The organism is Bradyrhizobium sp. Pha-3 (assembly GCF_042258615.1).
GTDB lineage: Bacteria > Pseudomonadota > Alphaproteobacteria > Rhizobiales > Xanthobacteraceae > Bradyrhizobium.
The window spans coordinates 8634027-8657815 of sequence record NZ_CP170152.1; the positions used below are offsets into that span (position 1 = coordinate 8634027).

A 23789-nucleotide genomic window follows, 5' to 3' on the forward strand; every position below is an offset into this window, starting at 1 on the left:
CGGCCACGTCCGCCTGACGTCCCGGGCGCGCTCCGCCCGGGACGTCGATCTCCGAAAAATCGAACGCCTTGCTGGAATGCCGATGCGCGACACCTTGACGAGCCTGCGTTACCGCTATTGGCCGGATCATCTCCTCGGCGAGATCCTGTCAAAGCGTTGGACCGAGACCGCCATTCCGGTGATCCTGCTTTTGATCGTCGGCTTCGCGCTCAGCCGCTCCATCGATCACTTCCTGTCGCCGGCGAGCCTTGCCGACACCGCGCGGCAGGCCGGCGAGATCGGCTTCATCGGGCTCGGCATGGCGCTGGTCGTCATCGTCGGCGGCATCGATCTGTCGGTCGGCTCGATCTTCGCGCTGACGGATTTCTGCGCGCTCTATCTGCTCGACGTGCTGAACTGGCCGGTGCCTGCGGTGGTGGTCGCCACCCTCGCCTGCGGCGCGCTGCTCGGCGCCGTCAACGGCGTCCTGATCGGATACCTTCGGCTACGCGCCTTCATCACCACGCTGATCACCCTGATCATCTACCGTTCGGCGTTCGATCTCTTGATCCAGCGCTATTCCAATTCGATCGCCGCGGCCTTTCCCGACATCCCGTCCTGGAACTTCATCGGCGGCGGCGACGTGTTCGGAATTCCGAGCGTCGCGCTGGTCTACATCGCGATCGCGATCTTCGGCCACATCTTCATGACCCGGCTGCGCCCGGGCTGGCACATTACCGCGATCGGCGGCTCGCGCCGTTCGGCCTACAACTCCGGCATTCCGGTTCGCCGCACCATCGCGCTGTGCTATGTCGCGAGCGGTGTGCTGACCAGCATCGCCGCGCTGTTCTTCGCGGCAAGGCTCGGCACCGTCGGCGGCGACATCGGCGTCGGCCTCGAGGTGATCGTGCTGACCGCGACCGTGCTCGGCGGCATCACGCTCGGTGGCGGCAAGGGCTCGGTCGCCAAATCGCTGGTCGGCGTCTTGATCGTGCTCTTGATCACCAATGGCCTGACCACGCTCAATGCGCGCGGCGGCATCAACCGCATGGCGCTCGCCGGCATCCTGCTGGTCGCCGCGATGGTCGACATCCGCTGGCAGAAGAACCGCACCCGCATCATCAGCAAGGTCTATGTCGCGCCGACCTATCACGCGTTGCCGCCGCCTCCGCCGACCGAGATCGGCCAGGGCGGCCCGTTCGAGCAGAACGACAAGCTGCGCGACGTCGAACTGATCGGCCTCGGCCGCATCGAGGCGCCGGAGGACGTAATCCTCGACCGCAACAACAACCTCTACGCCGGCTCGCGCCATGGCGACATCATGCGCTTCTTCGCGCCCGACTATCAGCGCATGGAGGTGTTCGCCCATATCGGCGGTCAGCCGCTCGGCATGGCCTTCGACCAGCACGACAACCTCTATGTCTGCATCGGCGGCATGGGCCTGTACCGGATCACACCCGACGGCACCGTGGAGAAGGCGACCGACGAAACCAACCGCAGCATGCATTCGGTGAATGACGACAGCCGGCTGCGGCTCGCCGACGACCTCGACATCACCGACGACGGCCTGATCTTCTTCTCGGAAGCCACCGTGCGCTACGAGATGGACGAATGGCCGATCGACGGTCTCGAGGCGCGCGGCAACGGCCGCATCATCTGCTACGACACCAAGACCGGCGCCACCCATACGGCGCTGCGCGGCCTCAAATTCCCCAACGGCATCTGCGTCGCCAGCGACGGCCAGTCGATCCTGTTCGCCGAAACCTTCGGCTGCTCGATCAAGCGGCTGTGGTTCGCAGGGCCGAAGAAGGGTCAGGTCGAGGTCGTGATGGACAATCTGCCGGGCTACCCCGATAACATCAACCTCGCCTCCGACGGCAATTACTGGCTGGCGCTGGTCGGCATGCGCAGCCCCTCGCTCGACCTCGCCTGGAAGATGCCGGGCTTCCGCCGCCGCATGGCCAAGCGCGTCCCGGTCGACGAATGGCTGTTCCCGAACATCAACACCGGCTGCGTGGTCAAGTTCAACGAGCAGGGCAAGATCCTCGAATCGTTCTGGGACCTGCGCGGCGAGAACCATCCGATGATCACTTCGATGCGCGAGCATCGCGGCTATCTCTATCTCGGCGGCATCATGAACAACCGGATCGGCCGCTACAAGCTCGACAACGCCGACCCGAACTACGTGCAGTATGACAAGCGCTGGGGGAAGCTGTCGTGATCGCGGCCGTCAGGGAATTCGCCAACCGCTTCCTCGGCCGCGGCGAGGCCACCATCACCGTGCCGTCGTTCGACGGCGCGCTCAAGCCGAACCAGAAACTGGAGGCAGCGACCACCTTGCTGGAGTGCGAGGCGCCCGAGGACCTCGCGAGCGATGGCCGCAATCTTTATGTCGCCGACGGCCGGCGCCTGCTGCGGCTCGACGGCAGCGCTGCGACCGAGCTGCGCAGCTTCGAGCAGCCGATTTCGGCGCTCTGCGCGCTCGCCGATGGCGGCCTCGCGGTCGCGCTCGGCGGCCGCGAGGTGCGCCTCTACGCCAATCCCTCATCGGGCGAGCCGAGCGTGACATTCAGCGACGCCGCCTTCAATGCGATCAACGCGCTGACGCTGGCGGACGACGGAGCGTTGATCGCGACCGATGGCTCGACAACCTGCGGCGTCGACGATTGGACGCGCGACCTGATGGAGCTCAACCGCAGCGGCCGCGTGTTCCGGCTCGATCCCAGGACCCGATCGGTGAAGCCGCTGGCCTCGAAGCTCGGCTACGCCTTCGGCGCCTGCGCGCGCGGCGATGGCGTCTTGGTCAGCGAGAGCTGGCGGCATCGTCTCGTGCTGGTCGCGGATGGCAGGCCGCCGCAGGTCGTGCTCGGCCACCTGCCGGTGTATCCGTCGCGGCTGTCGAAGGCTGCGGGCGGCGGCTATTGGCTCACGGCGTTCACCGCACGCACCCAGCTGATCGAATTCGTGCTGCGCGAGCCGGCCTACCGGCGCCGCATGATGGCCGAGATCGACCCGGCCTATTGGGTGGCGCCGCGGCTGCGCTCGGGCTTCTCGTTCAAGGAGCCGATGCAGGGCGCGCACATCAAGACGATGGGCGTCATCAAGCCGTGGGCGCCGCCGCGCTCCTACGGCCTCGTGATCAGGCTGGGCGAAGACGGCAAGCCGCTCTACTCGCTGCACAGCCGGGTCGACGGCGTCAATCATGGCGTCGTCGCAGCGCTCGAGCTGGGCAGCGACCTTGTGCTGATCGCCAAGGGACCGGGCCGCGTGCTGAAACTGCCCCTCGCCGGGCTTGCCGAGGAGGTCGGCTCATGAGCGACACCGTGCTGTCCCTGCGCAAGGCCACCAAACTCTACGCTGGCGTGCCCGCCATCGAAGGCGTGGACTTCGACCTTCGCCGCGGCGAGATCCACGCACTGGTCGGCGAGAACGGCGCCGGCAAGTCGACGCTGACCAAGGTCATGGCCGGCGTCGTGACATTGACCTCGGGCAGCATGACGGTCGACGGTTCCGACGTCGCGCCGCGTACGCCGCTCGAGGCACGCAATCTCGGCATCGCCATGGTGTTCCAGGAGAACAGCCTGGTGCCGACCATGACCGTGGCGCAGAACCTGTTTCTCGGGCAGGAGAAGTTCTACAACCGGCTGCGCGGCATCTACATCGCCGCCCAGCAATTCCTGCAGTCGCTGAATTTCGACGTGACGCCGACCGCGACCGTGAGCGGGCTCGGCGCGGCCAAGAAGCAGATGGTGGAGATCGCGCGCGCGGTCCTGCACAAGGCCAAGGTCATCATCTTCGACGAGCCGACCGCGTCGCTGACGCCGGAAGAGAAGAAATATTTCTTCGACCTCGTTCGTGATCTCAAGAAGCGCGGCGTCTCGATCGTCTTCATCTCGCATGCGCTGGAAGAGGCCTTGCTGCTCGCCGACCGCATCACCGTGCTGCGCGACGGCAAGCACGTCATCACCGACGACGCGGCGAAGTTCGACCGGGCCGCGATCGTGCAGGCGATGGTCGGACGCGACCTCTCCAACACGCTGTACGGCGCCAGGAAGACCAACGTCCGGCCCGCCGGAGCGCGCGTGCTCACGGTGCAGAATCTCAAGATGGCGCCGATGGTGAAGAACAATTCGCTGTCGGTGTTTGCCGGACAAATCACCGGCGTGTTCGGCCTGGTCGGCGCGGGCCGCACCGAGACCTTCAAGATCGTATCCGGCGTGTTGAAGCGCGACTTCTTCCACGGCGGCGAGATCCTGCTGCATGACAAGCCGGTGCGTTACCGGGTTCCGGCGCCGGCGGTGAAGGCCGGCATCGCCTATGTGACCGAGGATCGCAAGGTCGAGGGCTTCTTCGAGACCGCCTCGATCGCCCGCAACATCTATCTCGGCCTGCTCTCGAAGTTTCCCGCCGGCCGGATGATGCTGTCGCGGCGTGAGACCAACACCGTGGGCAAGACCTGGACCCAGCGGCTCAAGGTCCGCGCCATCGGTGACGAGGCCAAAGTGGTCGAGCTGTCAGGCGGCAACCAGCAGAAGGTCGTGATCGCCAAATCGCTGGTGCAGGAACCCGGGCTGATCATCTTCGACGAGCCGACCCGGGGCGTCGACGTCGGCGCCATTGTCGAGATCCACGAGCTGATCAACCAGCTCGCCGATGAGGGCAAGGCGGTGGTGGTGATCTCATCCTATTTGCCCGAGATCATGGCCCTCTCCGACCGCATCCTGGTCTCGCGTCAGGGCAAGGTGGTCGAGGAATTCTCCGCGGTCGAGGCGACCGAGGAGAAGATCATGTATGCGGCGATCCATTGACGCCTCAACGCCCATGCGTCGCGGCCGGCTCGCCGCTCGCTGTCATGCAGCATCCGCTGCGATCCCGGTCACGTGCTACCTTGGAGCGATGGTTCCGGTTACCTTCAGTCTCGCCGACCTCACCCAGCCCGAGACGTCGTTGCCCGTCCCTGGATTGAGGTACATCACCGACGACCAACCGTCATCGGTTTGCGCATAGGCGACGAGTTCGTCATTCGGAATGACGAACACGCCGCTGATCGGGCAGTGAAGATTCGGCGCCGAGTAGAATTGCAGCCGTCCCTTGCCCGTCACCACATTGGCGAGCGGCGGCGACAGCATCGGGACGCGGCTGGTGCCTGCCCGCGGCTCCTTGCAGCTCGACGGCGTCTGCGCGTGCACGGTCGCGCCGAGAGCCCCCAGGATCACCGCGCTACAGACGATGCAGGCGAGAACAAACCTGTCCGACATCACTCATTCTCCTGGACCGCCGGTACGCGATCATCGGTCATTCCAGGATGTTTGTCGCCGGACGATGCGGGCAGGTTCTGCGAGATGCGACGAAAGTCTGCGCGGCTGCCAAGGGCAATGAAAGTCCGCACAGGGCAACACTTCGCCAGTTGCGACAACTGACGAAGCGGCCGGCTCAGCTATTGCCCGCGATGATGACGAGGTTGTTCAGCACGGGCGTCGAACAGAAGGCGACGACGAGCGCGATGTTGTAGACGTTGTTGCTGCGCCAAAGCAGCCACGTGATGAGGAACGTCAAACCGAGCTTGGGGACCAGCCACCACACGCCGAACCATGTCTGTGCCAGGTGCATGAACGGGTTCAACTCACCCAATCCAAGATTCAGGATCACATTGGTCGACACCAGGTCGGCGTATCCCAGCAACAAGGCGAGGAGCACCAAAAGACCTTTAACCCAATTCATTCCGAGACTCCCGATGGCGAAGATGCCGGATTGGCCAGATCACACTGTTGATGATGTCCACTCGCTCGGCAGGCACGAGGCCCGTTGCAGGATACTCATCCGGCTTCGGCACGCAGGCTGTGCCGAACAGAATGTCCAGGAGTGGAAAGAAGGCCGCAAAGTTCTTGTCGCGATGCTCGGGATGGATCGAGTGATGGATCCGGTGCCATTGCGGATTGTTGACCCAGGTCACGAAACGGCCGAGCGGAATGCGTACATTGAGATGAGCGCACGCATCGGGGATGAAGAAGATAAATCCCACCGCGACCGCCATGTCCGGCGGGATGCGAAACAAGATCGCCATGATCGGAAGAAAGGCGTCGGACAGCACCCGCTCAAGCCAGAAATGTCGGGCGCCGGTAATGAACGTGATGCCGTTCGCGCTGTGATGGAACGAGTGCATCGCCCAGAGAAAGGGGATCGCATGCTGAAGGCGATGGAATGTGTATTTGTAGAGATCCAGCGCCACCACGACGATTGCGAGGGAGACGTACCACCGGTAGCCTTCGGTCGGCAGCTTGATCCAGCCGAGCCCGGCGTAGCTCGCAATCGCACCCGCGCTGATCGCCGCGATCGGAGCAAGCATGTGCTCGAACCCGACGCTCACGATCACCGCTAGCCAATCGTCACGAAACTCGGTGTAGGGAACGTCCGCAATCGGCCATCTTTTTTCGAGGATGCGACTGGTATAGACGATGCCCAGAAATACAGCCGCATAAAATACGGCGTTTGCGATGTTACTCGGCATGAGGGATGGCTCGCCGGTTCAATAGGATGGACAAAAGGAATAAAAACACTCCGTCCCCTATAAGCTGAAAACCTTATTTTTTCTCAACGGTCGGGCGCGCGCAAGCAGGGTTTTTACGGGAGATTCCCACGCCTTCAGCCCGATTTTGACGGGGCGTTGGCGAGCGCGAGTGCCTTTTTGCACCCTGCCATCGATCCAGGGGGCGGCGGCCGGCAGGTTCGACCTCGCTAGCCGGCCCCGGCCTGTCCATCCTTCGCGATCAGGCCGAGGAAATGATGCAGGGCCTCGGTCGTCCGCTCGTGATCGCCCGTGGTCAGGAAATCCTGAAGCAGCCCCGCGACCGTCGCCCAGATCAGCGTCGTACGCCCTGGCGGGGCGGCCGCGGACTGACCGGGCAGAGACCCCGCATTCCTGATCAGATTCAACCAGACCGACGTGCTCTCGTTTCTCGCCTGAGTGGAGAAGCGCAGCTGGTCGTGCATGGCGAGGCCATCGATCTCGAACAGAAGGCGGAAGTATTTCTGATTGGGCTTGTCGGTCGCCCAACGCCAGAAGCGCAACAGCGCAGCTGGCGGGCGAGTTCGAGATCGTCGGCAGGCTGCGGCAACAGTCGCGACCTCCCATGGAGCATGCTCCACGTCACCAGCGCACTATCACTGACGAGGTCCCAGAGCGGCGAGAGCAGCAGAAAATCCTTGGTGACAAAATGGGCGGCCAGAAGATAGGCCCCTGCCGTCTTGATCAGGAGCGCGAGAATCCAGCCCAGCGTCAGCGTCTGGTAGGCCTTCAGCGCAGCCGGACGCGTCGCAGCCGCATCGAAAGCATCGCGCCATGACAAGCACTCCTGCGGGCTCGCGACATCGGTGCGAGTTGTTTCAGGTTGAACTCATTTCGAGATTCACTTGGTTGAGCCGGCCGCCTCAGCTGCGCGACGTCATCGGGATGGGAGATGAGAGAGAGGTGGCTGGCCTTCAGCTCGATGGTCTTGGCGCCCATCCGCTTGGCCATGAAACGCTGAAGGTCCGGATTGATCGTTCGGTCCTCGGTCGAAACGGCGTAGAAGCCGGGCTTCTTGCGCCACGCCGCCTGCGTCGTCTTGCCGGTCAGGAGCGCCTTGTTGAATGGCTCCTGCACCGCATACAGCAGCTTCGCCTTCGCTGCCGGCAAGTCGCCCGCGAAGTCGCGGAGAAACGCCTCCTCGGTCAGACGCCCCGTCACCGTCGAAGACGATGCCGGCCGTGGCCGGAGGCGTCGGATAGGTCTTGGCCAGGGCGGTGTAGTCTTCGCCGGCGTCCGGCGCCCGTGCCGCCACGTAGACCGCTCCCCCGAGCAAATGCTCGGGTCGTTCGATAGCCCTGCGGAGCGACAGCCGTGACCGTGCTCCGCGAAAGCTTGAGAGTGTGAGCGCGTCGATGCCCTCAATATCTCGCCGAAACTGCCGCCGGGTTCAGTGCGAGGTTCAAGCCGAGCTGGCCCCCGTAGGTGGTCACGTTGTTCTGGCCGATTGCGCTGATGAAGGCGGCGTAGCCGCTCAGCCCCTCGCCCAATCTGACGCGTGTGCCAATCGTCGCCGAAGCCCAATCACGTCCAAGAACGACCGCGGGCATCGCATAGCTTGGAGCGACGACCGACGTCAGCGACGCCGTGACCCGCCGGTTGAGGTCGGCCCATTCGTGATTCCACACGACTTTTGCGTAAGGCTGCCAGATGCCGTATTTCAGGCTTGACTGATAGCCAAGCTCGCTCACCGCCGAATTGCGCGTCTGGGATCCGAACGACAATGCGGTCGGAGCGCCACTCGCATTGCTTTCGGTAAAGCCATTCAGATAAACCTGCTGCAGGATAACACCCGCGACTGGCCCATGGGTCAACTCGAGCGCGGCCGGACGGGCCGGGGCCTTGTAGGAAAGACGGGTCGCGGCCGGCGTGTCACCGAACGAATGAGTGAAATCGTATCCGATCTCACCGGCAAAGGAGATGTTGGTGCCGGTGGTGCTACCCTGATTGGATTGCTGCGTGATACCGAGCGGGATCTGCCGGTTGACAGTGTCACGCAGCGCGCCCCAGCTCACGATCGCGTCTGTCCAGAACGAGCCGTGGCGATAGGCCGTGTAGAGGGAGACCGCGAATTCGTCCTGCTTGTAGTTGCCGCCCAGGCTAAAGCTCTGCTTTGTGGTGAGCCCGGAGAATGCCGCACCGACCAGCCAATTCGAGGTGATCGCATAGTCGAAGCCCGCGGTCGTCATCAGCGGCGTACCGGGATCGTCGGGAAACCCTGCGGCGTTGTTGGTCATCTTGAGCCAGGAGACGTCGCCGCTGGCCCAGCCATGGAAGGCGCCAGGCGTGCCATAGGAAAGCGGAATCTGGTTGTTGATCGCGCTGATCACACCCTGCCGGGTCTTGAGCGGCGCCTCCGCGAGGAACGAAATCTGGCTCGGAGCTACGACCAGGCTGTAGACATAGTCTGCCACGATCTGCTGCACGGCGCCTGTCGTGTGCACACCGCCATCGGGTGCAGCCGGACCGTCGGCATAAAAATAGGTCTTGTTCGCGTTCGGGGCCACCCAGTTCGCCGGCGTGCACTGGAACGCGTTCACGATACCGCAGGCCGTTGTGAACATGCTCGTGTGGGTGATCCCGAACGGCGCAGGGTTGACGAGAACGTAGTTGGAGACCGCGGAAATGTCGGCGGGGATGAAGCGGACGCCGTTGGCGGCAAGCCCGTTCCAGACCGTCTGATTGTAGATGCTTCGCGAAGCGACCACGACCGGATCATAGGCGACCCCTGCGGCGGCCGCCGATTCAGGCGTCAGGGACTGGGCACCCGGCACCAGAATATAGCGCGCGCCGGCGGCCGACAGCGTGGATATCTGCGCGACCGTTTGTCCCGCCACCGCCGTCAGTTGAGCGACATTCTGAGGGTTGACGATATTGCCGGGGGAAGGCCCGAGAGGCTTGGTGGTCGTCTTCAGATCGTTGGAGCCGATCCAGTAGGTGTACAGCGCGTTGGGATCGGCGACGCCGCCCGTGCTGGCCAGATAGGCCGTGAGCTGATGCTGGCTCGACCACGTGTTGTGATATTCCGCGACGACGCGTGCGCCGCCGATGGCCCAGTTGTTGCCGCCGGTACCGGGGGTGTCGGCGGGCGTCGCCGCGTAGCCGAACTTGCTGGCAAGGACCTGTGCCCAGCCGGGGTCGGGATTGGTTGTCCACGTTCCCGCACCGGGAGGCGCAAGGCCGGTCCCAAAACCCGCCGGCGGTGCCCCCGCTCCCGGACCGGCCAGGAGCGGCTTGTACAGGAACCAGCCGGAATCCGTGGTGCTGTCGCCGAAGAAGACGGTGTTGGAAAAGTTCTGCGCACTGGCCGAGGTGGCCAGAGCTGAAAAGGTGATCCCCAAGAGCCACGTCAAGTTGTTCCGCATCGTCAATCATTCCCCAGCGATATGTACCCCGCGGGACATGGCACGATCCCATGTCTCCGATTCCTCACGAGCAATGAGCCGACATTGGCAGGACGACGCCTGACCCGATCGGGTCAGCCGCCCGCTTTCTGGTTTGTCTCGTGACAGAAATGCCACAGGCGATTCCTCGAGGTGTGGCGTGTCGCTCTCGCTCGCCGCCACGATCCGCTGCCTTCGCCCGCCCATCAGATCCATGGTTTAATATTACCTGCCGCCTGATTCCGGCCGCTCTGCGATAAATCAGCCAAGAGACTTGCTCTGCGCCGGGTTCCCACGCGAGAGTTCGCGACCGCCGGACGCATCTTGGAGGAGGTCGCGAGGCGGGGCATCCGGGCTGCTGCTTTTGCGGCTTTGCGATTGTGTGCGGCTCGCCTCACGAGTCCGCAGCACGCGGAGAGGGGGGACCGCTCTTGAGGACTGGAATCGACAACGATCAGCTATCCAAAGTCATCGAACGGCTTGGTGAGGCGGCCGTCGACCCGGCGGCTTGGCCCACGATCATGGACGACATCTGCAAGGCCGTCGGCGCATCGGCGGCCATGCTGCTCCAGAGCGACGTTCGGACCCCGGACATCCCGCGCACAGCCTCGATCGACGAGGGGACGCAGTTCTATTTCAAGAACAACTGGCACCTGAGAGACCCGCGCGCAAATGGATTTCCCCGCATGATGTCCGGGGAAATCGTCACCGACCATGATGTGTTGACGCCGGATCAGATCCGCTCCGATCCGATGTACAACGAAGTTCTGCTTCCCTTCGGATTCCAATGGTTCGCGGGCATCGGCTTTTGGGCCGATTCTTCAGCCTGGGCACTGACCCTCCAACGAACGGGGCGCGAGGGCTCATTCGACACGCGAGACAAGCGCGTCCTCGCACGGCTTGCTCCCCGGCTCACGGAAACGGCGACACTCGCGACTGCGGTCGGCCGTATCGCTCTGAGCGCGATGACGAACGTGCTCGATCAGGTGCGTCAGCCAGCCCTCGTCCTGGACCGGCGAGGAACGGTCGTGAGCACGAATTCGGCAGCCGATGCCGGGTTCGACAGTGATATCCGCATCCGGGATCGCCGGCTCATCCTGCGGGACAACAAGGCCGCCGCCAGATTCGATCAGTTGCTCGACGCAATTCGATCGACCTCCGATGTGGCCGCCCTTCCCGCTGCACCCATTCCAGTGCGGCGAAGGGAAAAGCCACCAGTGATCATACGCGTGCTCCCGATCGACGGAGCCGCGCGCACTGTGTTCCTGGGCGCTCGCGTCATGCTTGTCCTGTCCAACCTGGAACCAGCGCTGGCACCAGAGCCGACATTGATCGCCGATGCTCTTGATCTGACCTCTGCCGAGTCTCGATTGGTATCGCTATTGGTGGGGGGCGCGACCATCGACGGAGCCGCGCAGCAGCTCCGCATCGCGCGAGAGACTGCACGTAATCACCTCAAGTCCGCATTCTCGAAGACAGGAACACATCGTCAGGCCGAACTTATCACTCTCGTCTCCCAGTTGGTTTGACGGAAAGGGATCTCCCAACAGGCTGGCTCAAAATGCGTGCGGCACTTCCGGCCTTCGCGAAACGGCGGGCCAAGGGTCTTGGATGGGCTACGAAAAGCCAGGCACATTGGTTGGCTGCGGAGGCGAGACCGGGAAAGCCGCTACGATGATGCGGCAGAAGGAAACGAGCCCTAACTCCCGACTCTGGGCTGCGGCCTTTTGCTGCCAGGAGGAACCAACCCCGCAAAGGCTAAATCCGTTCGATCATCGATGCGGTCGATGTGGACGACCGAGCCATCCGGATCATCGACAGCAAGGACGTTCTCCAGGCCGCCGTTGCCGGCAAACAGACCGAGAGCCGAAATGTCGGCGATTTTGTACGCGAATGGCGCGCCCGGAACGATTCGAACGTCCGACCCTCAGATTCGTAGTCTGATGCTCTATCCAGCTGAGCTACGGGCGCATTTTCGCAGGTGGGCCTAAAGCCCGCACGGCTCCGGGAGCCCCGGAACGTCGCGAAAGAGCGCTCTAGCTACAGGCTCCCGGTCCGGTTGGCAAGGTCTGCAAGCGCCAATTTCGGCCGCGGTTTTTAGCCGCCCTGGGTTACCGGAATGGCCTCACGCCCTCGCCCGCTCGCTGCGAACGGACAGCAGTTCCACCGGGCGGTCCGGGATCGAGATCTGGAACGTGGCGCCGATGGTGCCCTCGACCAGATGGATATGGCCGCCATGGGCACGGATCAGCTCGGCGGCGATCGCAAGGCCCAGCCCGCTGCCGCCGGGGCGGCCGGAGGTCTGGAACGCCTCGAACAGGTGCTCGCGCGCCTTGGCCGGAACGCCGGGGCCGGTGTCGGAGACCTCGATGATCGCAACCGTGCCCTCGCGGCGGCCGGTGATGCGGATCTGCTGGGCACCGCCATCGCTGTCCTGCCGGCTTTCCAGGGCCTGGGTCGCGTTGCGCACCAGGTTGAGCAGCACGCGGAACAGCTGGTCCGGGTCGGCGTCGATGGTGAGGCCGCGCTCGATCGCGCAGATCCAGGTGATCGAGACATCGGTCGCAAGTCCGGCCGATTCCCGCACCTCGGCAACCGCAGGCTCCACCATGATCACGCGGCGGTCGGGCGCCGCCTCCTGCGCGCGGCCATAGGACAAGGTCGACTGGCAGAAGGCGATGGCGCGCTCCAGCGAGCGCAGCAGTTTCGGCGCGAAGCGCTGCACCCGCGGATCGGGCACGCTGGCGAGTTGGTCCGACAGCAGTTGCGAGGACGCCAGCAGGTTGCGCAGGTCGTGATTGATCTTGGAGACGGCGAGCCCGAGCGCGGCAAGCCTGCTCTTCTGATGCAGCATCGAGACGAGGTCGCGCTGCATGTCCGACAGCTCGCGCTCGGCAACGCCGATCTCGTCGCCGCGCTGGCTGGGCACGATGATTCGCGCCGAGCTCTCCGGATTCTCGTGGAAGCCGACCAGGCTCGCGGTCAGCCGCCGCATCGGGCGGACGAACAGATAATGCAGCGCCAGATAGACCAGGCCGGCGGTCAGGCCGGCGATCAGCAGCGCGACCACCAGAACATTGCGCGAGAAGCGGTACATCGCCTGCCGCAACGGCTTCTCGTCGATCACGACCTCGATGAATTGCGCCTGGCCCGGCGCGGGTCCGACCACGCGGATGGTCTGGTCACCGTGTTCGAGCATGATCTCGAAGGCATCGACGATCGCCGACCACACCGTCATGGCCCGCATGTCGACATCATGGTCGATCGCGGCCGGCAGGTCGGCGCTGGCGAGCAGGCGGCGCTGTTGGCCGAGCTTGATGGCGACGGCGCGGGCGCCGATGCTGGTCAGGATCTGCCGCGCCAGCGAATCCGGCACCAGGCCGGACGGGGCGGCGTCGAGCACCAGCGCCGCGGTGTTGGCGGCGGCCAGGCGGTCATTGAGCCGGTTCATCCGGAAGTTGGCGATGGCCGGCACGTAGATCAGGAGTCCGGCGATCATCACCAGCGGAATCGTCAGCAGCAAAAGCTTGCCCGACAGCCCGAGCCGAAGGGGCGGCTTGGGCCGCTGCTTCTGCGCGGTCGCCTGATCGTCAATTAGAGCCACAAGATAAGGCCTTGTTGGGCTTAGGGGTCGGAGGATGCGGCCCGGCCCCCAAGCCGGTCAAATTACGGATCGCTAATGTCGGCGGTTCCCCGAACGCCCCAAAGCGCTCCTCACCGTCAAAAACCCCGCGAAAACAGTTATATTCGCCCCAATTGCGACGTTTCAAAGAAGCCTCTTTGCGACGCCCTGTGACATTGACGAAAACAGGGCGCTCCCTTATAAGCCGCGCCAACTGTCCGCGATGGCCCGGTTCTTGACCGGGGGCGGCTCATTTGGGGCCGTAAACGGCTCGCTTGGGCCCGCCAGCATCATCGGACTCCATCTCAATACAACGGCAAATTGCCCGGTCAGCGGAGAATTACCCGTGAAGCGGACTTATCAACCCAGCAAACTGGTGCGCAAGCGCCGTCACGGCTTCCGCGCCCGCCTCGCAACGGCCGGCGGCCGCAAGGTCCTCGCTGCGCGCCGCGCGCGTGGCCGCAAGCGCCTGAGCGCCTGAGCCCGGACGTCTCCTCTCCGGAGATACCCATTATGGATCGGCTGAGGCAGCGGGCGGATTTCCTCGCCGTTGCCAATGGCGCACGGGCGAATACCACAGCTTTTGTGCTGCAGGGCCGCCGTCGCGACGATCAGGGCCCGATCCGCGTCGGCTATACCGTCACCAAGAAGAACGGCACCGCGACCGAGCGCAACCGCATCCGCCGCCGGCTTCGCGAAGTGATAAGACGGGTCGATGCCGTATTCATGCGGCCGCACCATGATTATGTGCTAGTCGGCCGTCGTGACGCGCTGACCCGCGACTTTGCGACCATGATTGACGACCTGCGGTCGGCGCTGCGCCGCCTCGACCGGCCTGCGCCCACTGGTACCAACAAGACGGGTACCAACAAGGCGGGTAACAAAAGCGCGCCCAATCCGAATGGAATGACGAGACCATAAGAGATGTCCGACAACCGCAATACGATCATCGCCGTCATTCTGTCGGGCCTCGTCCTGATCGCCTGGCAATACTTCTACAACGTGCCGCAGATGGAGAAGCAGCGCGAGGCGCAGCGCCAGGCCGAGCTGTTGAAGCCGGCGCCACAGGCGACCCCTGGCGCTGCTCCCGGCGCCGCTCCCGGAAGCGCAACGACGCCCTCCCCGGCACCGGGCAGGCCTGCTGCCGACGCTCCGGTGGCGAGCCGCGAGACGGCGCTCGCGGCCGGCCCGCGCATCAAGATCGAGAGCCCGCGCATCATCGGCAGCATTGCGCTGAAGGGCGCCCGGATCGACGATCTTTCGCTGGTCCAGTTCCGCGAGACGGTCGACCCCACATCGCCGGCCATCGTGCTGCTGTCGCCGTCGGGCACCGCGGAGCCTTATTATGCCGAGTTCCTGTGGCTGACCGCCAACGGCTCGTCGGTGAAGACGCCTGATGCCGAAACCGTGTGGCAGCAGGAAGGATCGAACAGCCTGTCGCCGAGCGCCCCGGTGGTTCTGAAATATGAGAACGGCCAGGGCCTGACCTTCCGCCGCACCATCTCGATCGACGATCGCTACCTCTTCAGCATCAAGGACGAGGTCATCAATCAAGGCAGCGCGCCGGTGACGCTGTATCCGTTCGGGCTGATCTCGCGCGGCGGCAAGCCGCCGGTCTCCGGTTACGCGATCCTGCACGAAGGCCTGATCGGCTATCTCGGCGAACAGGGCCTGCAGGAATACACCTACAAGAATATCGACGACAGCAAGATCCCGACCGGCGAGGACTCGCGTGGCGTCAAGTTTGACAACGTGACCAACGCCTGGTTGGGCATTACCGACAAATACTGGGCGACAGCCCTTCTGCCGGACACCAACGCCACCCTGCAAACGGCCCGTCTTACCAACGACCAGGCTTCCGATCCGCGCGCCAAGCGCTATCGGGCCGACTACATGCTCGGCGCGCAGACCATTCCGATCGGCGGTACCGGCGTTGCCAATGCGCGGCTGTTCGCCGGCGCGAAGGAAGCCGCCACGGTCGGCCTCAACTTCCCGCTGGTCGGCTTCGGCGGCTACAACAAGCAGCTCGGCCTCAACCATTTCGATCTCCTGATCGACTGGGGCCATTTCTACTTCATTACCAAGCCGATGTTCCTGGCGCTCGACTGGTTCTATCGCCTGGTCGGCAATTTCGGCATCGCGATCCTCTTGGTGACCGTGATCGTGAAGCTGTTGTTCTTCCCGCTCGCCAACAAGTCCTACGCCTCGATGGCGAAGATGAAGTCGGTGCAGCCGCAGCTTCAGGCGCTGAAGGAACGCTATCCTGACGACCGCGTGAAGCAGCAGCAGGAGATGATGGAGATCTACAAGAAGGAGAAGATCAACCCGATCGCAGGCTGTCTTCCCGTCGCCTTGCAGATCCCGGTGTTCTTCTCGCTCTACAAGGTGCTGTTCATCACCATCGAAATGCGGCACGCGCCGTTCTTCGGCTGGATCAAGGATCTCTCCGCGCCCGATCCGACCAATCTGTTCACGCTGTTCGGGCTGATTCCGTTCGATCCGATCGCGCTGCTCGGACCGCATTTCGGCGCCTATCTGGTGATGGGCATCTGGCCGATCATCATGGGCATCACGATGTGGGTGCAGATGAAGCTCAACCCGGCGCCGCCGGATCCGACCCAGAAGATGATCTTCGACTGGATGCCGCTGATCTTCACCTTCATGCTGGCCGGCTTCCCGGCGGGTCTCGTGATCTACTGGGCCTGGAACAACACGCTCTCCGTGCTGCAGCAGAGCTTCATCATGCGCAAGAACGGCGTGAAGGTGGAGTTATTCGACAATCTGAAGTCGACCTTCGCCAAGAAGCCGACTTAACTTCCGCTGCTTATCCCGTCATTGCGAGGAGCAAAGCGACGAAGCAATCCATTCTTCCCGTGCTGAGGAATGGATTGCTTCGCTCCACTCGCAATGACGGCCAAGCCGCTTGCGCCTTGATGGGATCCTTCGCATGACCGCCGAACCTGATGCGGAGCTGATCGAGCAGGGGCGAAAGCTGTTCGCCGGCGACTGGCGCTTCATCTGGGCCTCGCCCTCGATCGAGACACTGCCGCCGATGGCCGGCCTCGAGGTCGCCTTTGCCGGCCGCTCCAATGTCGGCAAGTCGAGCCTGATCAACGCGCTGACCGGCCGCAATGCGCTGGCTCGCACCTCGCATACGCCGGGCCGCACCCAGGAGCTGATCTTCTTCGAGGGCCCGGAAAACGCGGACATTCGTCTGGTCGACATGCCGGGCTACGGCTATGCCTCGGCGCCGAAGACCAAGGTGGCGTCATGGACGGCGCTGATCCACAAATTCCTGCTCGGGCGCGCGACGCTGGCGCGGGTCTATGTGCTGATCGACGCCCGCCACGGCATCAAGGACGTCGATCTCGACGTGCTGAAGACGCTGGACAAGTCCGCGGTCAGCTACCAGGTCGTGCTGACCAAGGCCGACCAGGTCAAGGCCGGCGAACTCAAGACCGTCACCGCCGACACGATCGCGACGCTCGCAAAACATCCCGCCGCGTTCCCCGAAGTTCTGGTGACCTCGTCGCGCACCGGCGACGGCATGCCGGAGCTGCGTGCCGCCATGGTACGCCTGATCGAGGAGCGGCGCCGATGAAAGGCGCATCGCGCCTCCTGATCGGCCTTGCCGCCATCATGGGCGCCTGCGGCGTGATGCTGGCGGCGGCCGCAGCCCATTTGCCGGATGCATCGCGGCTGGCGTCGACGTCCTCGATGCTGCTGTTCCATGCCACCGCCGCCATCGCGACCATTGCGGTCGCGGAGCGCGCGATCATCCATGTAAAGCTCGGCGTCGTGGCGGCGGCAGGCTTCGTCATCGCGGCGTCATTGTTCGCGGGCGATCTCACGCTGCGCCAATATGGCGGCCATGGCTTGTTTCCGATGGCCGCCCCATCAGGCGGAACGCTGCTGATCCTGAGCTGGCTGGCGCTGGCAGTTTCGGCCATGTGGCCGAGGCGCTGACCCGTAGCCCGGATGCAGCGAAGCGAAATCCGGGAATCGTGCCGCAGGTGCAGACCCCGGATTGCGCTTCGCTGCATCCGGGCTACGGATTACGGATCATCATCCCGCTTTGCGCCCTGCCCGGCAATCAGATAGAAACGCGCCCGTCCCTCCGCTGACGTGAGACCAGCCCCATGACCGACCAGCACATCAGCCCGCTCGATCAGGCCCGCATCCTGTCCGAGGCGCTGCCGCACATGCAGGAATATGACGAGGAAACCATCGTCATTAAATATGGCGGCCATGCCATGGGCGCCGAGGACACCGCCAAGGCATTCGCGCGCGACATCGTTCTGCTCGAGCAGACCGCGATCAATCCGGTGGTCGTGCACGGCGGCGGCCCGCAGATCGCGACCATGCTGAAGCGCCTCGGCATCCAGTCGGAATTCGCGGCCGGGCTGCGCATCACCGACGCCGCGACCATCGAGATCGTCGAGATGGTGCTGGCGGGCTCGGTCAACAAGCAGATCGTCGGCTACATCAACGAAGCCGGCGGCAGGGCCGTGGGCCTGTCCGGCAAGGACGGCAACATGGTGAAGGCGTCGAAGACGACACGCACCATGGTCGATCCGGATTCCCACATCGAGAAGGCGGTCGACCTCGGCTTCGTCGGCGATCCCGAAAAGGTCGACCTCACGCTGCTCAACCAGTTGATCGGCTATGAGTTGATCCCGGTGCTGGCGCCGCTGGCGACGTCGAAGGACGGCCAGACGCTGAACATCAACGCCGACACCTTCGCCGGCGCGATCGCGGGCGCGCTGAAAGCCAAGCGCCTGCTGCTGCTGACCGACGTGCCCGGCGTACTCGACAAGTCCAAGAAGCTGATTCCGGACCTGTCGATCAAGGAAGCCCGCAAGCTGATCGCCGACGGCACGATTTCCGGCGGCATGATCCCGAAGGTCGAGACCTGCATCTACGCGCTCGAACAGGGCGTGCAGGGCGTCGTGATCATCGACGGCAAGACGCAGCACGCCGTGCTGCTCGAGCTCTTCACCAACCAGGGCACCGGCACGCTGATCCATAAGTAATGGCAGACGAGGTCGTCATCGCGGGACGCGCGGCGAGGAACCCTCGCCGGTCGCCGCCGGCGCGGCTCGCGATGTCGCTGCCGGCCGCGCTGGTGTCGTTCCTTTTCTCGGCCGCGCCGGCGCATGCCGATCTCAAGCTGTGCAACCGCATGAGCTACGTGATCGAGGCCGCGATCGGCATCGACGACAAGGCCGCGACGGCGACACGCGGCTGGTTCCGCATCGATCCCGCCACCTGCCGGGTCGTGGTGCAGGGGGCGCTCACCGCGGACCGCGTGCTGCTCAATGCCCGTGCGCTCGGCGTCTACGGCGCGTCGCCGATCCCGCAGAACGGCACCGACACGCTCTGCGTCGCGCAGGACAATTTCGTGATCGCCGCCGCGCGGCAATGCCGCTCCGGCCAGGCACCCGCGCAGTTCACCCAGATCACGCCGACGCAGACCGATGACGGCAACCTTGTCGCCTACCTCGCCGAAGACAGCGAGTATGACGACGAGCAGGCGCGGCTCGCCGGGATCCAGCGCCTCCTGGTGATCGCAGGCTACGACGCGGCGCCGATCGACGGCGTCGACGGGCCGAAGACCCAGAGCGCGCTGTCGGCATTCCTGAGGAGCCGCGGGCTCGGCAGCGACATCGTGCAGTCGCCGAACTTCTTCGCCACCATGGTCGATGCCGTGCAGAAGCCCTCGCCGTCGGGACTGACCTGGTGCAACGACACGCCGCACAAGGTGATGGCCGCGGTTGCGACCGACGACGGCAAGATGGTGACCAGCCGCGGCTGGTATCGGATCGACCCCGGCAAGTGCCTGCATCCCGACGTGTCGGGCACGCCGAAGCAGATCTATTCCTTCGCGGAAGCCGTCGACGGCGACAACCGCGCCATCCGCATCAAGGACAAGCCGCTGAACTGGGGCGGCGGGGTCCAGCTCTGCACCCGCGAAAGCAAGTTCGAGGTCAACGAGCAGGGCGACTGCGCCACCCGCGGCCTCACCGCGCTCGGCTTCACCACCGTCGACATGACCAGCGGCGGCAAGACGCTGCGCTTTGCGATGCCGTGATCACTCCTTCGTCGTCCCTGCGAAAGCAGGGACCCATAACCACAGGCCAAGGTTTTGCAGTTGCCTATGTCCCCAAGCGAAGGTTACTCCCATTTTGCTCAACAATATCAGGCACGGCGTATGGGTCCCTGCTTTCGCAGGGACGACACGCGGAGAAAGCCATGACTAAAACTCCCCGCAGCTTCGGCCATGTCGAGACCTGGGTGTTCGACCTCGACAACACGCTGTACCCGCATCACGTCAATCTGTGGCAGCAGGTCGACGCGCGGATCGGCGAGTTCGTCGGCAATTGGCTGAAGATCTCGCCCGAGGAAGCACGGCGGCTACAGAAGGACTATTACCTGCGCTACGGCACCACGATGCGCGGCATGATGACCGAGCACGGCGTGCAGGCGGACGACTATCTCGCCTACGTGCACAAGATCGACCACTCGCCGTTGCAGCCGAATCCGGCGATGGGCGCTGCGATCGCCAAACTGCCGGGGCGCAAGCTGATCCTGACCAACGGCTCGGTCGACCATGTCGATGCGGTGCTGGGCCGGCTCGGCATCTCCAACCATTTCGACGGCGTGTTCGACATCATCGCCGCCGATCTCGAGCCGAAACCGGCGCCGCAGACCTACCAGAAGTTCCTGAAGCTGCACGACGTCGACCCGACGAAGGCTGCGATGTTCGAGGACCTCGCGCGCAATCTGGTGGTGCCGCATGAGCTCGGCATGACCACCGTGCTGGTGGTGCCAGACGGCAGCCAGGAGGTGGTGCGCGAGACCTGGGAGCTCGAGGGCCGCGACGCCGCTTATGTCGACCACGTCACGGACGATCTCACCGGGTTCTTGCAGCAGCTCGATAGGAAGCCGTAGCCTCTCAACAGGCGTCGTCCCAGCGAAAGCTGGGACCCATAACCACAAATCTGCGATTGGCTACTCGCCGTGGCCCCAGCGTGCCGCAACACTGGCATTCGTGTTTATGGGTCCCGGCTCGCGCTTCGCTTGGCCGGGACGACGACGGAGGGTGACCGCTCGTCGCCCCACGAGTTTGCCTTGACTCTCTTGCCCCGAATTCCGAAAAAGCCCTGCAAAATTCCCGCCATATCCCCGATACGCCCAAGGATTGTCCCGATGTCGTTGTCCGCCCTCGAAACCACCGTCAACACCGCGTTCGACGCCCGCGAAGGCATCTCGACCTCGACCAAGGGCGAGGTCCGCGAGGCCGTCGACCACGCGCTGGAGTTGCTCGACAAGGGCGAGGCCCGCGTCGCCGAGCGCGAGGCCGGCGGGAAGTGGAAGGTCAATCAGTGGCTGAAGAAGGCCGTGCTGCTCTCGTTCCGTCTCAACGACATGGGTCAGATCGCGGGCGGCCCGGGCAAGGCATCGTGGTGGGACAAGGTGCCCTCGAAGTTCGAGGGCTGGGGTGAGAACCGCTTCCGCGACGCCGGCTTCCGCGCCGTGCCTGGTGCGATCGTGCGCCGCTCGGCCTTCATCGCCCGCAACGTCGTGCTGATGCCCTCCTTCGTCAATCTCGGCGCTTACGTCGATGAAGCGACCATGATCGACACCTGGTCGACGGTCGGCTCCTGCGCCCAGATCGGCAAGCGCGTGCACATCTCCGGCGGCGTCGGCATCGGCGGCGTGCTCGAGCCGCTGCAGGCCGAGCCCGTGATCGTCGAGGACGACTGCTTCATCGGCGCGCGCAGCGAGGTCGCCGAGGGCGTGATCGTGCGCAAGGGCGCGGTGCTGTCGATGGGCGTGTTCCTCGGCGCCTCCACCAAGATCGTCGACCGCGAGACCGGCGAAATCTTCGTCGGCGAGGTCCCGGAATACGCCGTCGTCGTTCCCGGCACCCTGCCGGCCAAGCCGCTGAAGAACGGCCAGCCGGGCCCGGCCACCGCCTGCGCGGTGATCGTCAAGCGCGTCGACGAGCGCACCCGCGCCAAGACCAGCATCAACGAGCTGCTGCGCGACTGATCGGTCTTCCGCCGCAATAATCTATCACCGTCACCCTGAGGAGGCCGCACAGCGGCCGTCTCGAAGGGTCGACGGCCCGGCTGGTGGCCGTGCATCCTTCGAGACGGCCGCTTCGCGGCCTCCTCAGGATGACGGGTCTGGACTGATCGAACCAAATTTCATCTGACGCCGACAAAACTCCGGGCCGCGAAGAATTGCCGCTGCCCGGAGTTTTTTCATGGACTGGGCCAATTACCTGTTCGGCTTCAAGGGCCGCGTCAACCGGGCCAAGTTCTGGCTCGCAGCACTGATCATCGTGTGCTGGATGATGTTGCTGGCCGTGCTGGTGATCTGGGCGGGCCTTGGCGGCAAGGGTGCGTCGTTCGGCTTCAATGTCGACGACATCTTCCGGGCGTTCGACCCGGATAGCTACAAATCGCTGACCTCTGCCGGTTTGCCCGCACTGCTGGTCAAGGCCAGCGGAACGGCGCTGTTCGTCTGGGTCTATGTCGCGGTCTCGATCAAGCGCCTGCACGACCGCGACAAGAGCGGCTGGTGGATGGTCCCGTTCTTCGCGATCCCGGGCCTCATGAGTCAGTTCTCCGACCGGCTTCCCGATGATTCCTATTGGGTGATGGCCGCGGGCGCGATCGTCTTCGCGCTCTATATCTGGGGCTTCATCGAGCTCGGCTTTCTGCCGGGCACCCGTTACCCCAATCGCTATGGTCCCAATCCGCTTGGAAAAACCCATCTGCGGCAAGGCGGCGACCGCGACAGCGGGTCGCGCCCCAGGCAGGGCTGGGATCAGCAGAGCGAGTTCGAATGATGCCGCACAAAGCTGGTCCACCCACAGCGTGACGTGTTAAGCGAGGCGCATGAGTGATGCTGTCTCGATTACCCGCGATCTGGTTCGCTGCCCCTCCGTCACCCCGGCCGACGCCGGCGCGCTTGGCGTTCTTGAAAATTTGCTGAAAAGCGCAGGCTTCGACGTTCACCGCGTGACGTTCTCGGAGCCCGGCACCGCCGATATCGACAACCTCTACGCCCGCATCGGCAACACGGCGCCGCACATCACCTTTGCCGGCCACACCGACGTGGTGCCGCCCGGCGATGAAGCGGCGTGGACGCTCGGCGCGTTCTCCGGCGAGGTCAAGGACGGCTATCTCTACGGCCGCGGCGCCGTCGACATGAAGGGCGGCATCGCCTGCAGTGTCGCCGCGGTGCTGCAATATCTCCGCGACCACGGCGGCAAGCCGCGAGAAGATGGCAATGGCTCGATCTCCTTCCTGATCACCGGGGATGAGGAAGACGTGTCGATCAACGGCACCGTCAAGCTGTTGAAATGGTGCGCCGAGCGCGGCGAGAAGTTCGACCATTGTGTGCTCGGCGAGCCCTCGAATGTCGAAGTGCTCGGCGACATGATCAAGATCGGCCGGCGCGGCTCGCAATCCGGCACGCTGATTGTCGATGGCGTGCAGGGCCACGTCGCCTATCCGCACCGCGCCTCGAACCCGGTGCCGGATATCTCGCGGCTGATCGTGGCGCTGAGCGACGAGCCGCTCGATCACGGCAGCGCGCAATTCCAGGCCAGCAACCTCGAATTCACCACGGTCGATGTCGGCAACACCGCAAGCAATGTGATCCCGGGCCAGGCGCGGGCGAAATTCAACATCCGCTACAACGACAACCACACCCAGGAGAGCCTGCGGCAGTTGGTCGACGAGCGGCTGGCGAAGGCCTGCGGCAACCGCATCCGCGCCCACATCGATTGGCAACCGTCGAACTCGAACGTGTTCGTGACCCAGCCCGGCCCATTCACCGACCTCGCGGTCGCCGCGATCGAGGAGACCACCGGCCGCAAGCCGGAGCTGTCCACCTCGGGCGGCACCTCGGACGCGCGCTTCATCTCGAGCTATTGCCCGGTGATCGAGTTCGGCCTGGTCGGCCAGACCATGCACCAGATCGACGAGCGCACGCCGGTGGCCGATCTGGAGCAGCTGACGAAGGTCTATCGGGGCGTGTTGGACAGGTATTTTGCGTAGTCCAGCCGCTCGGCTGGACCAAAACATCGAAAACAACCCCATGCACAGTAGGGATTGGGGCCGCTGGAGCGCGATGAGTTTGGATTGAATCGTGTCCGCGGACTGGGTTTACCTCTCCCCGTTGGGGAGAGGTCGATTTGCGCAGCAAATCGGGTGAGGGGCCG

22 protein-coding genes and 1 tRNA gene are annotated in these 23789 nt (G+C 64.2%); 15 read left to right on the forward strand and 8 right to left on the reverse strand.

Features of this window, described 5'->3' with window-relative positions:
- The first annotated feature begins 76 nt into the window (after positions 1-76).
- From ACE10Z_RS40355 to ACE10Z_RS40365, 3 genes are read left to right on the forward strand one after another with little or no spacing between them, the layout of a single operon-like run.
- Positions 77-2200 carry an ABC transporter permease gene (locus tag ACE10Z_RS40355; protein ID WP_375785647.1) on the forward strand — a complete coding sequence of 708 codons (2124 nt, stop codon included), beginning with the start codon at positions 77-79 and terminating at the stop codon, positions 2198-2200.
- The gene (locus tag ACE10Z_RS40360) at positions 2197-3294 is read left to right on the forward strand and encodes a hypothetical protein (RefSeq protein ID WP_375785648.1); all 1098 of its coding nucleotides are present in this window, start codon (positions 2197-2199) and stop codon (positions 3292-3294) included. The genes ACE10Z_RS40355 and ACE10Z_RS40360 overlap by 4 nt, the downstream gene beginning before the upstream one ends.
- Positions 3291-4787 (forward strand): sugar ABC transporter ATP-binding protein, encoded by a 1497-nt coding sequence (locus tag ACE10Z_RS40365; RefSeq protein WP_375785649.1) that lies wholly within the window; start codon positions 3291-3293, stop codon positions 4785-4787. Before ACE10Z_RS40360 ends, ACE10Z_RS40365 begins: the two co-directional genes overlap by 4 nt.
- 75 nt (positions 4788-4862) lie before the next feature.
- Here the strand turns inward: ACE10Z_RS40365 and ACE10Z_RS40370 are convergent, their stop codons facing one another.
- The 6 genes from ACE10Z_RS40370 to ACE10Z_RS40395 form a co-directional block, all read right to left on the reverse strand.
- Positions 4863-5237 (reverse strand): hypothetical protein, encoded by a 375-nt coding sequence (locus ACE10Z_RS40370; RefSeq protein ID WP_375785650.1) that lies wholly within the window; start codon positions 5235-5237, stop codon positions 4863-4865.
- A 175-nt stretch (positions 5238-5412) separates the two neighbouring features.
- Positions 5413-5700 carry a DUF5658 family protein gene (locus ACE10Z_RS40375; RefSeq protein WP_375785651.1) on the reverse strand — a complete coding sequence of 96 codons (288 nt, stop codon included), beginning with the start codon at positions 5698-5700 and terminating at the stop codon, positions 5413-5415.
- Positions 5687-6487 carry a sterol desaturase family protein gene (locus tag ACE10Z_RS40380; RefSeq protein WP_375785652.1) on the reverse strand — a complete coding sequence of 267 codons (801 nt, stop codon included), beginning with the start codon at positions 6485-6487 and terminating at the stop codon, positions 5687-5689. The genes ACE10Z_RS40375 and ACE10Z_RS40380 overlap by 14 nt, the downstream gene beginning before the upstream one ends.
- 227 nt (positions 6488-6714) lie before the next feature.
- A complete protein-coding gene (locus ACE10Z_RS40385; RefSeq protein ID WP_375785653.1) occupies positions 6715-7047 on the reverse strand; it encodes a hypothetical protein in 333 nt (110 codons plus the stop codon).
- Between the two features lie 226 nt (positions 7048-7273).
- Entirely contained in the window at positions 7274-7705 is a 432-nt protein-coding gene (locus tag ACE10Z_RS40390) for an alpha/beta hydrolase (RefSeq protein ID WP_375785654.1), read from the reverse strand.
- A 200-nt stretch (positions 7706-7905) separates the two neighbouring features.
- Positions 7906-9909, reverse strand: a complete 2004-nt coding sequence (locus tag ACE10Z_RS40395) for an autotransporter outer membrane beta-barrel domain-containing protein (RefSeq protein ID WP_375785655.1) — start codon at positions 9907-9909, stop codon at positions 7906-7908.
- 449 nt (positions 9910-10358) lie between these two features.
- Here ACE10Z_RS40395 and ACE10Z_RS40400 point away from each other — a divergent pair, with 449 nt between their 5' ends.
- Positions 10359-11456 (forward strand): helix-turn-helix transcriptional regulator, encoded by a 1098-nt coding sequence (locus ACE10Z_RS40400; protein WP_375785656.1) that lies wholly within the window; start codon positions 10359-10361, stop codon positions 11454-11456.
- Positions 11457-11821: 365 nt separating this feature from the next.
- On the opposite strand, the gene ACE10Z_RS40405 is transcribed toward ACE10Z_RS40400, so the two are convergent.
- Positions 11822-11898: transfer RNA gene (locus ACE10Z_RS40405), tRNA-Arg, on the reverse strand.
- Positions 11899-12052: 154 nt separating this feature from the next.
- Positions 12053-13531: a sensor histidine kinase gene (locus ACE10Z_RS40410; protein WP_375785657.1), complete on the reverse strand. Its 1479-nt coding sequence runs from the start codon at positions 13529-13531 to the stop codon at positions 12053-12055.
- A 364-nt stretch (positions 13532-13895) separates the two neighbouring features.
- On the opposite strand from ACE10Z_RS40410, the gene rpmH reads away from it, so the two are divergent.
- The 11 genes from rpmH to dapE all read left to right on the forward strand — a co-directional run bounded on the left by rpmH (position 13896) and on the right by dapE (position 23625).
- Positions 13896-14030: a 50S ribosomal protein L34 gene (gene rpmH / locus ACE10Z_RS40415; RefSeq protein WP_008542748.1), complete on the forward strand. Its 135-nt coding sequence runs from the start codon at positions 13896-13898 to the stop codon at positions 14028-14030.
- 32 nt (positions 14031-14062) lie between these two features.
- Positions 14063-14470, forward strand: a complete 408-nt coding sequence (gene rnpA / locus ACE10Z_RS40420; protein ID WP_375785658.1) for a ribonuclease P protein component — start codon at positions 14063-14065, stop codon at positions 14468-14470.
- A 3-nt stretch (positions 14471-14473) separates the two neighbouring features.
- A complete protein-coding gene (gene yidC, locus ACE10Z_RS40425) occupies positions 14474-16363 on the forward strand; it encodes a membrane protein insertase YidC (protein ID WP_375785659.1) in 1890 nt (629 codons plus the stop codon).
- 133 nt (positions 16364-16496) lie between these two features.
- A complete protein-coding gene (gene yihA / locus ACE10Z_RS40430; protein WP_375785660.1) occupies positions 16497-17150 on the forward strand; it encodes a ribosome biogenesis GTP-binding protein YihA/YsxC in 654 nt (217 codons plus the stop codon).
- Entirely contained in the window at positions 17147-17515 is a 369-nt protein-coding gene (locus tag ACE10Z_RS40435; RefSeq protein ID WP_375785661.1) for a DUF423 domain-containing protein, read from the forward strand. The genes yihA and ACE10Z_RS40435 overlap by 4 nt, the downstream gene beginning before the upstream one ends.
- Positions 17516-17688: 173 nt before the next feature.
- The gene (gene argB, locus ACE10Z_RS40440) at positions 17689-18582 is read left to right on the forward strand and encodes an acetylglutamate kinase (RefSeq protein WP_021079576.1); all 894 of its coding nucleotides are present in this window, start codon (positions 17689-17691) and stop codon (positions 18580-18582) included.
- Between the two features lie 71 nt (positions 18583-18653).
- Entirely contained in the window at positions 18654-19640 is a 987-nt protein-coding gene (locus ACE10Z_RS40445; RefSeq protein ID WP_375790042.1) for a DUF1036 domain-containing protein, read from the forward strand.
- Between the two features lie 161 nt (positions 19641-19801).
- Positions 19802-20500, forward strand: coding sequence for a pyrimidine 5'-nucleotidase (locus ACE10Z_RS40450; protein ID WP_375785662.1), 699 nt, complete (start codon positions 19802-19804; stop codon positions 20498-20500).
- 258 nt (positions 20501-20758) lie between these two features.
- Positions 20759-21604: a 2,3,4,5-tetrahydropyridine-2,6-dicarboxylate N-succinyltransferase gene (gene dapD / locus ACE10Z_RS40455; RefSeq protein WP_298368107.1), complete on the forward strand. Its 846-nt coding sequence runs from the start codon at positions 20759-20761 to the stop codon at positions 21602-21604.
- Positions 21605-21821: 217 nt separating this feature from the next.
- On the forward strand, positions 21822-22409 hold the full coding sequence (locus tag ACE10Z_RS40460; RefSeq protein ID WP_375785663.1) for a DUF805 domain-containing protein: 588 nt from the start codon (positions 21822-21824) through the stop codon (positions 22407-22409).
- Between the two features lie 49 nt (positions 22410-22458).
- A complete protein-coding gene (gene dapE / locus ACE10Z_RS40465; RefSeq protein ID WP_375785664.1) occupies positions 22459-23625 on the forward strand; it encodes a succinyl-diaminopimelate desuccinylase in 1167 nt (388 codons plus the stop codon).
- Positions 23626-23789 lie beyond the last annotated feature (164 nt).

Coding starts and splice junctions, on each gene's coding strand:
- argB (WP_021079576.1), top strand. CDS start 17,689: ATGACCGACCAGCACATCAGCCCGCTCGATCAGGCCCGCATCCTGTCC.
- yihA (WP_375785660.1), top strand. CDS start 16,497: ATGACCGCCGAACCTGATGCGGAGCTGATCGAGCAGGGGCGAAAGCTG.
- ACE10Z_RS40365 (WP_375785649.1), top strand. CDS start 3,291: ATGAGCGACACCGTGCTGTCCCTGCGCAAGGCCACCAAACTCTACGCT.
- ACE10Z_RS40380 (WP_375785652.1), bottom strand. CDS start 6,487: ATGCCGAGTAACATCGCAAACGCCGTATTTTATGCGGCTGTATTTCTG.
- ACE10Z_RS40445 (WP_375790042.1), top strand. CDS start 18,654: ATGTCGCTGCCGGCCGCGCTGGTGTCGTTCCTTTTCTCGGCCGCGCCG.
- ACE10Z_RS40435 (WP_375785661.1), top strand. CDS start 17,147: ATGAAAGGCGCATCGCGCCTCCTGATCGGCCTTGCCGCCATCATGGGC.
- ACE10Z_RS40395 (WP_375785655.1), bottom strand. CDS start 9,909: ATGCGGAACAACTTGACGTGGCTCTTGGGGATCACCTTTTCAGCTCTG.
- ACE10Z_RS40450 (WP_375785662.1), top strand. CDS start 19,802: ATGACTAAAACTCCCCGCAGCTTCGGCCATGTCGAGACCTGGGTGTTC.
- ACE10Z_RS40370 (WP_375785650.1), bottom strand. CDS start 5,237: ATGTCGGACAGGTTTGTTCTCGCCTGCATCGTCTGTAGCGCGGTGATC.
- ACE10Z_RS40355 (WP_375785647.1), top strand. CDS start 77: ATGCCGATGCGCGACACCTTGACGAGCCTGCGTTACCGCTATTGGCCG.
- yidC (WP_375785659.1), top strand. CDS start 14,474: ATGTCCGACAACCGCAATACGATCATCGCCGTCATTCTGTCGGGCCTC.
- dapE (WP_375785664.1), top strand. CDS start 22,459: ATGAGTGATGCTGTCTCGATTACCCGCGATCTGGTTCGCTGCCCCTCC.
- dapD (WP_298368107.1), top strand. CDS start 20,759: ATGTCGTTGTCCGCCCTCGAAACCACCGTCAACACCGCGTTCGACGCC.
- ACE10Z_RS40460 (WP_375785663.1), top strand. CDS start 21,822: ATGGACTGGGCCAATTACCTGTTCGGCTTCAAGGGCCGCGTCAACCGG.
- ACE10Z_RS40375 (WP_375785651.1), bottom strand. CDS start 5,700: ATGAATTGGGTTAAAGGTCTTTTGGTGCTCCTCGCCTTGTTGCTGGGA.
- rnpA (WP_375785658.1), top strand. CDS start 14,063: ATGGATCGGCTGAGGCAGCGGGCGGATTTCCTCGCCGTTGCCAATGGC.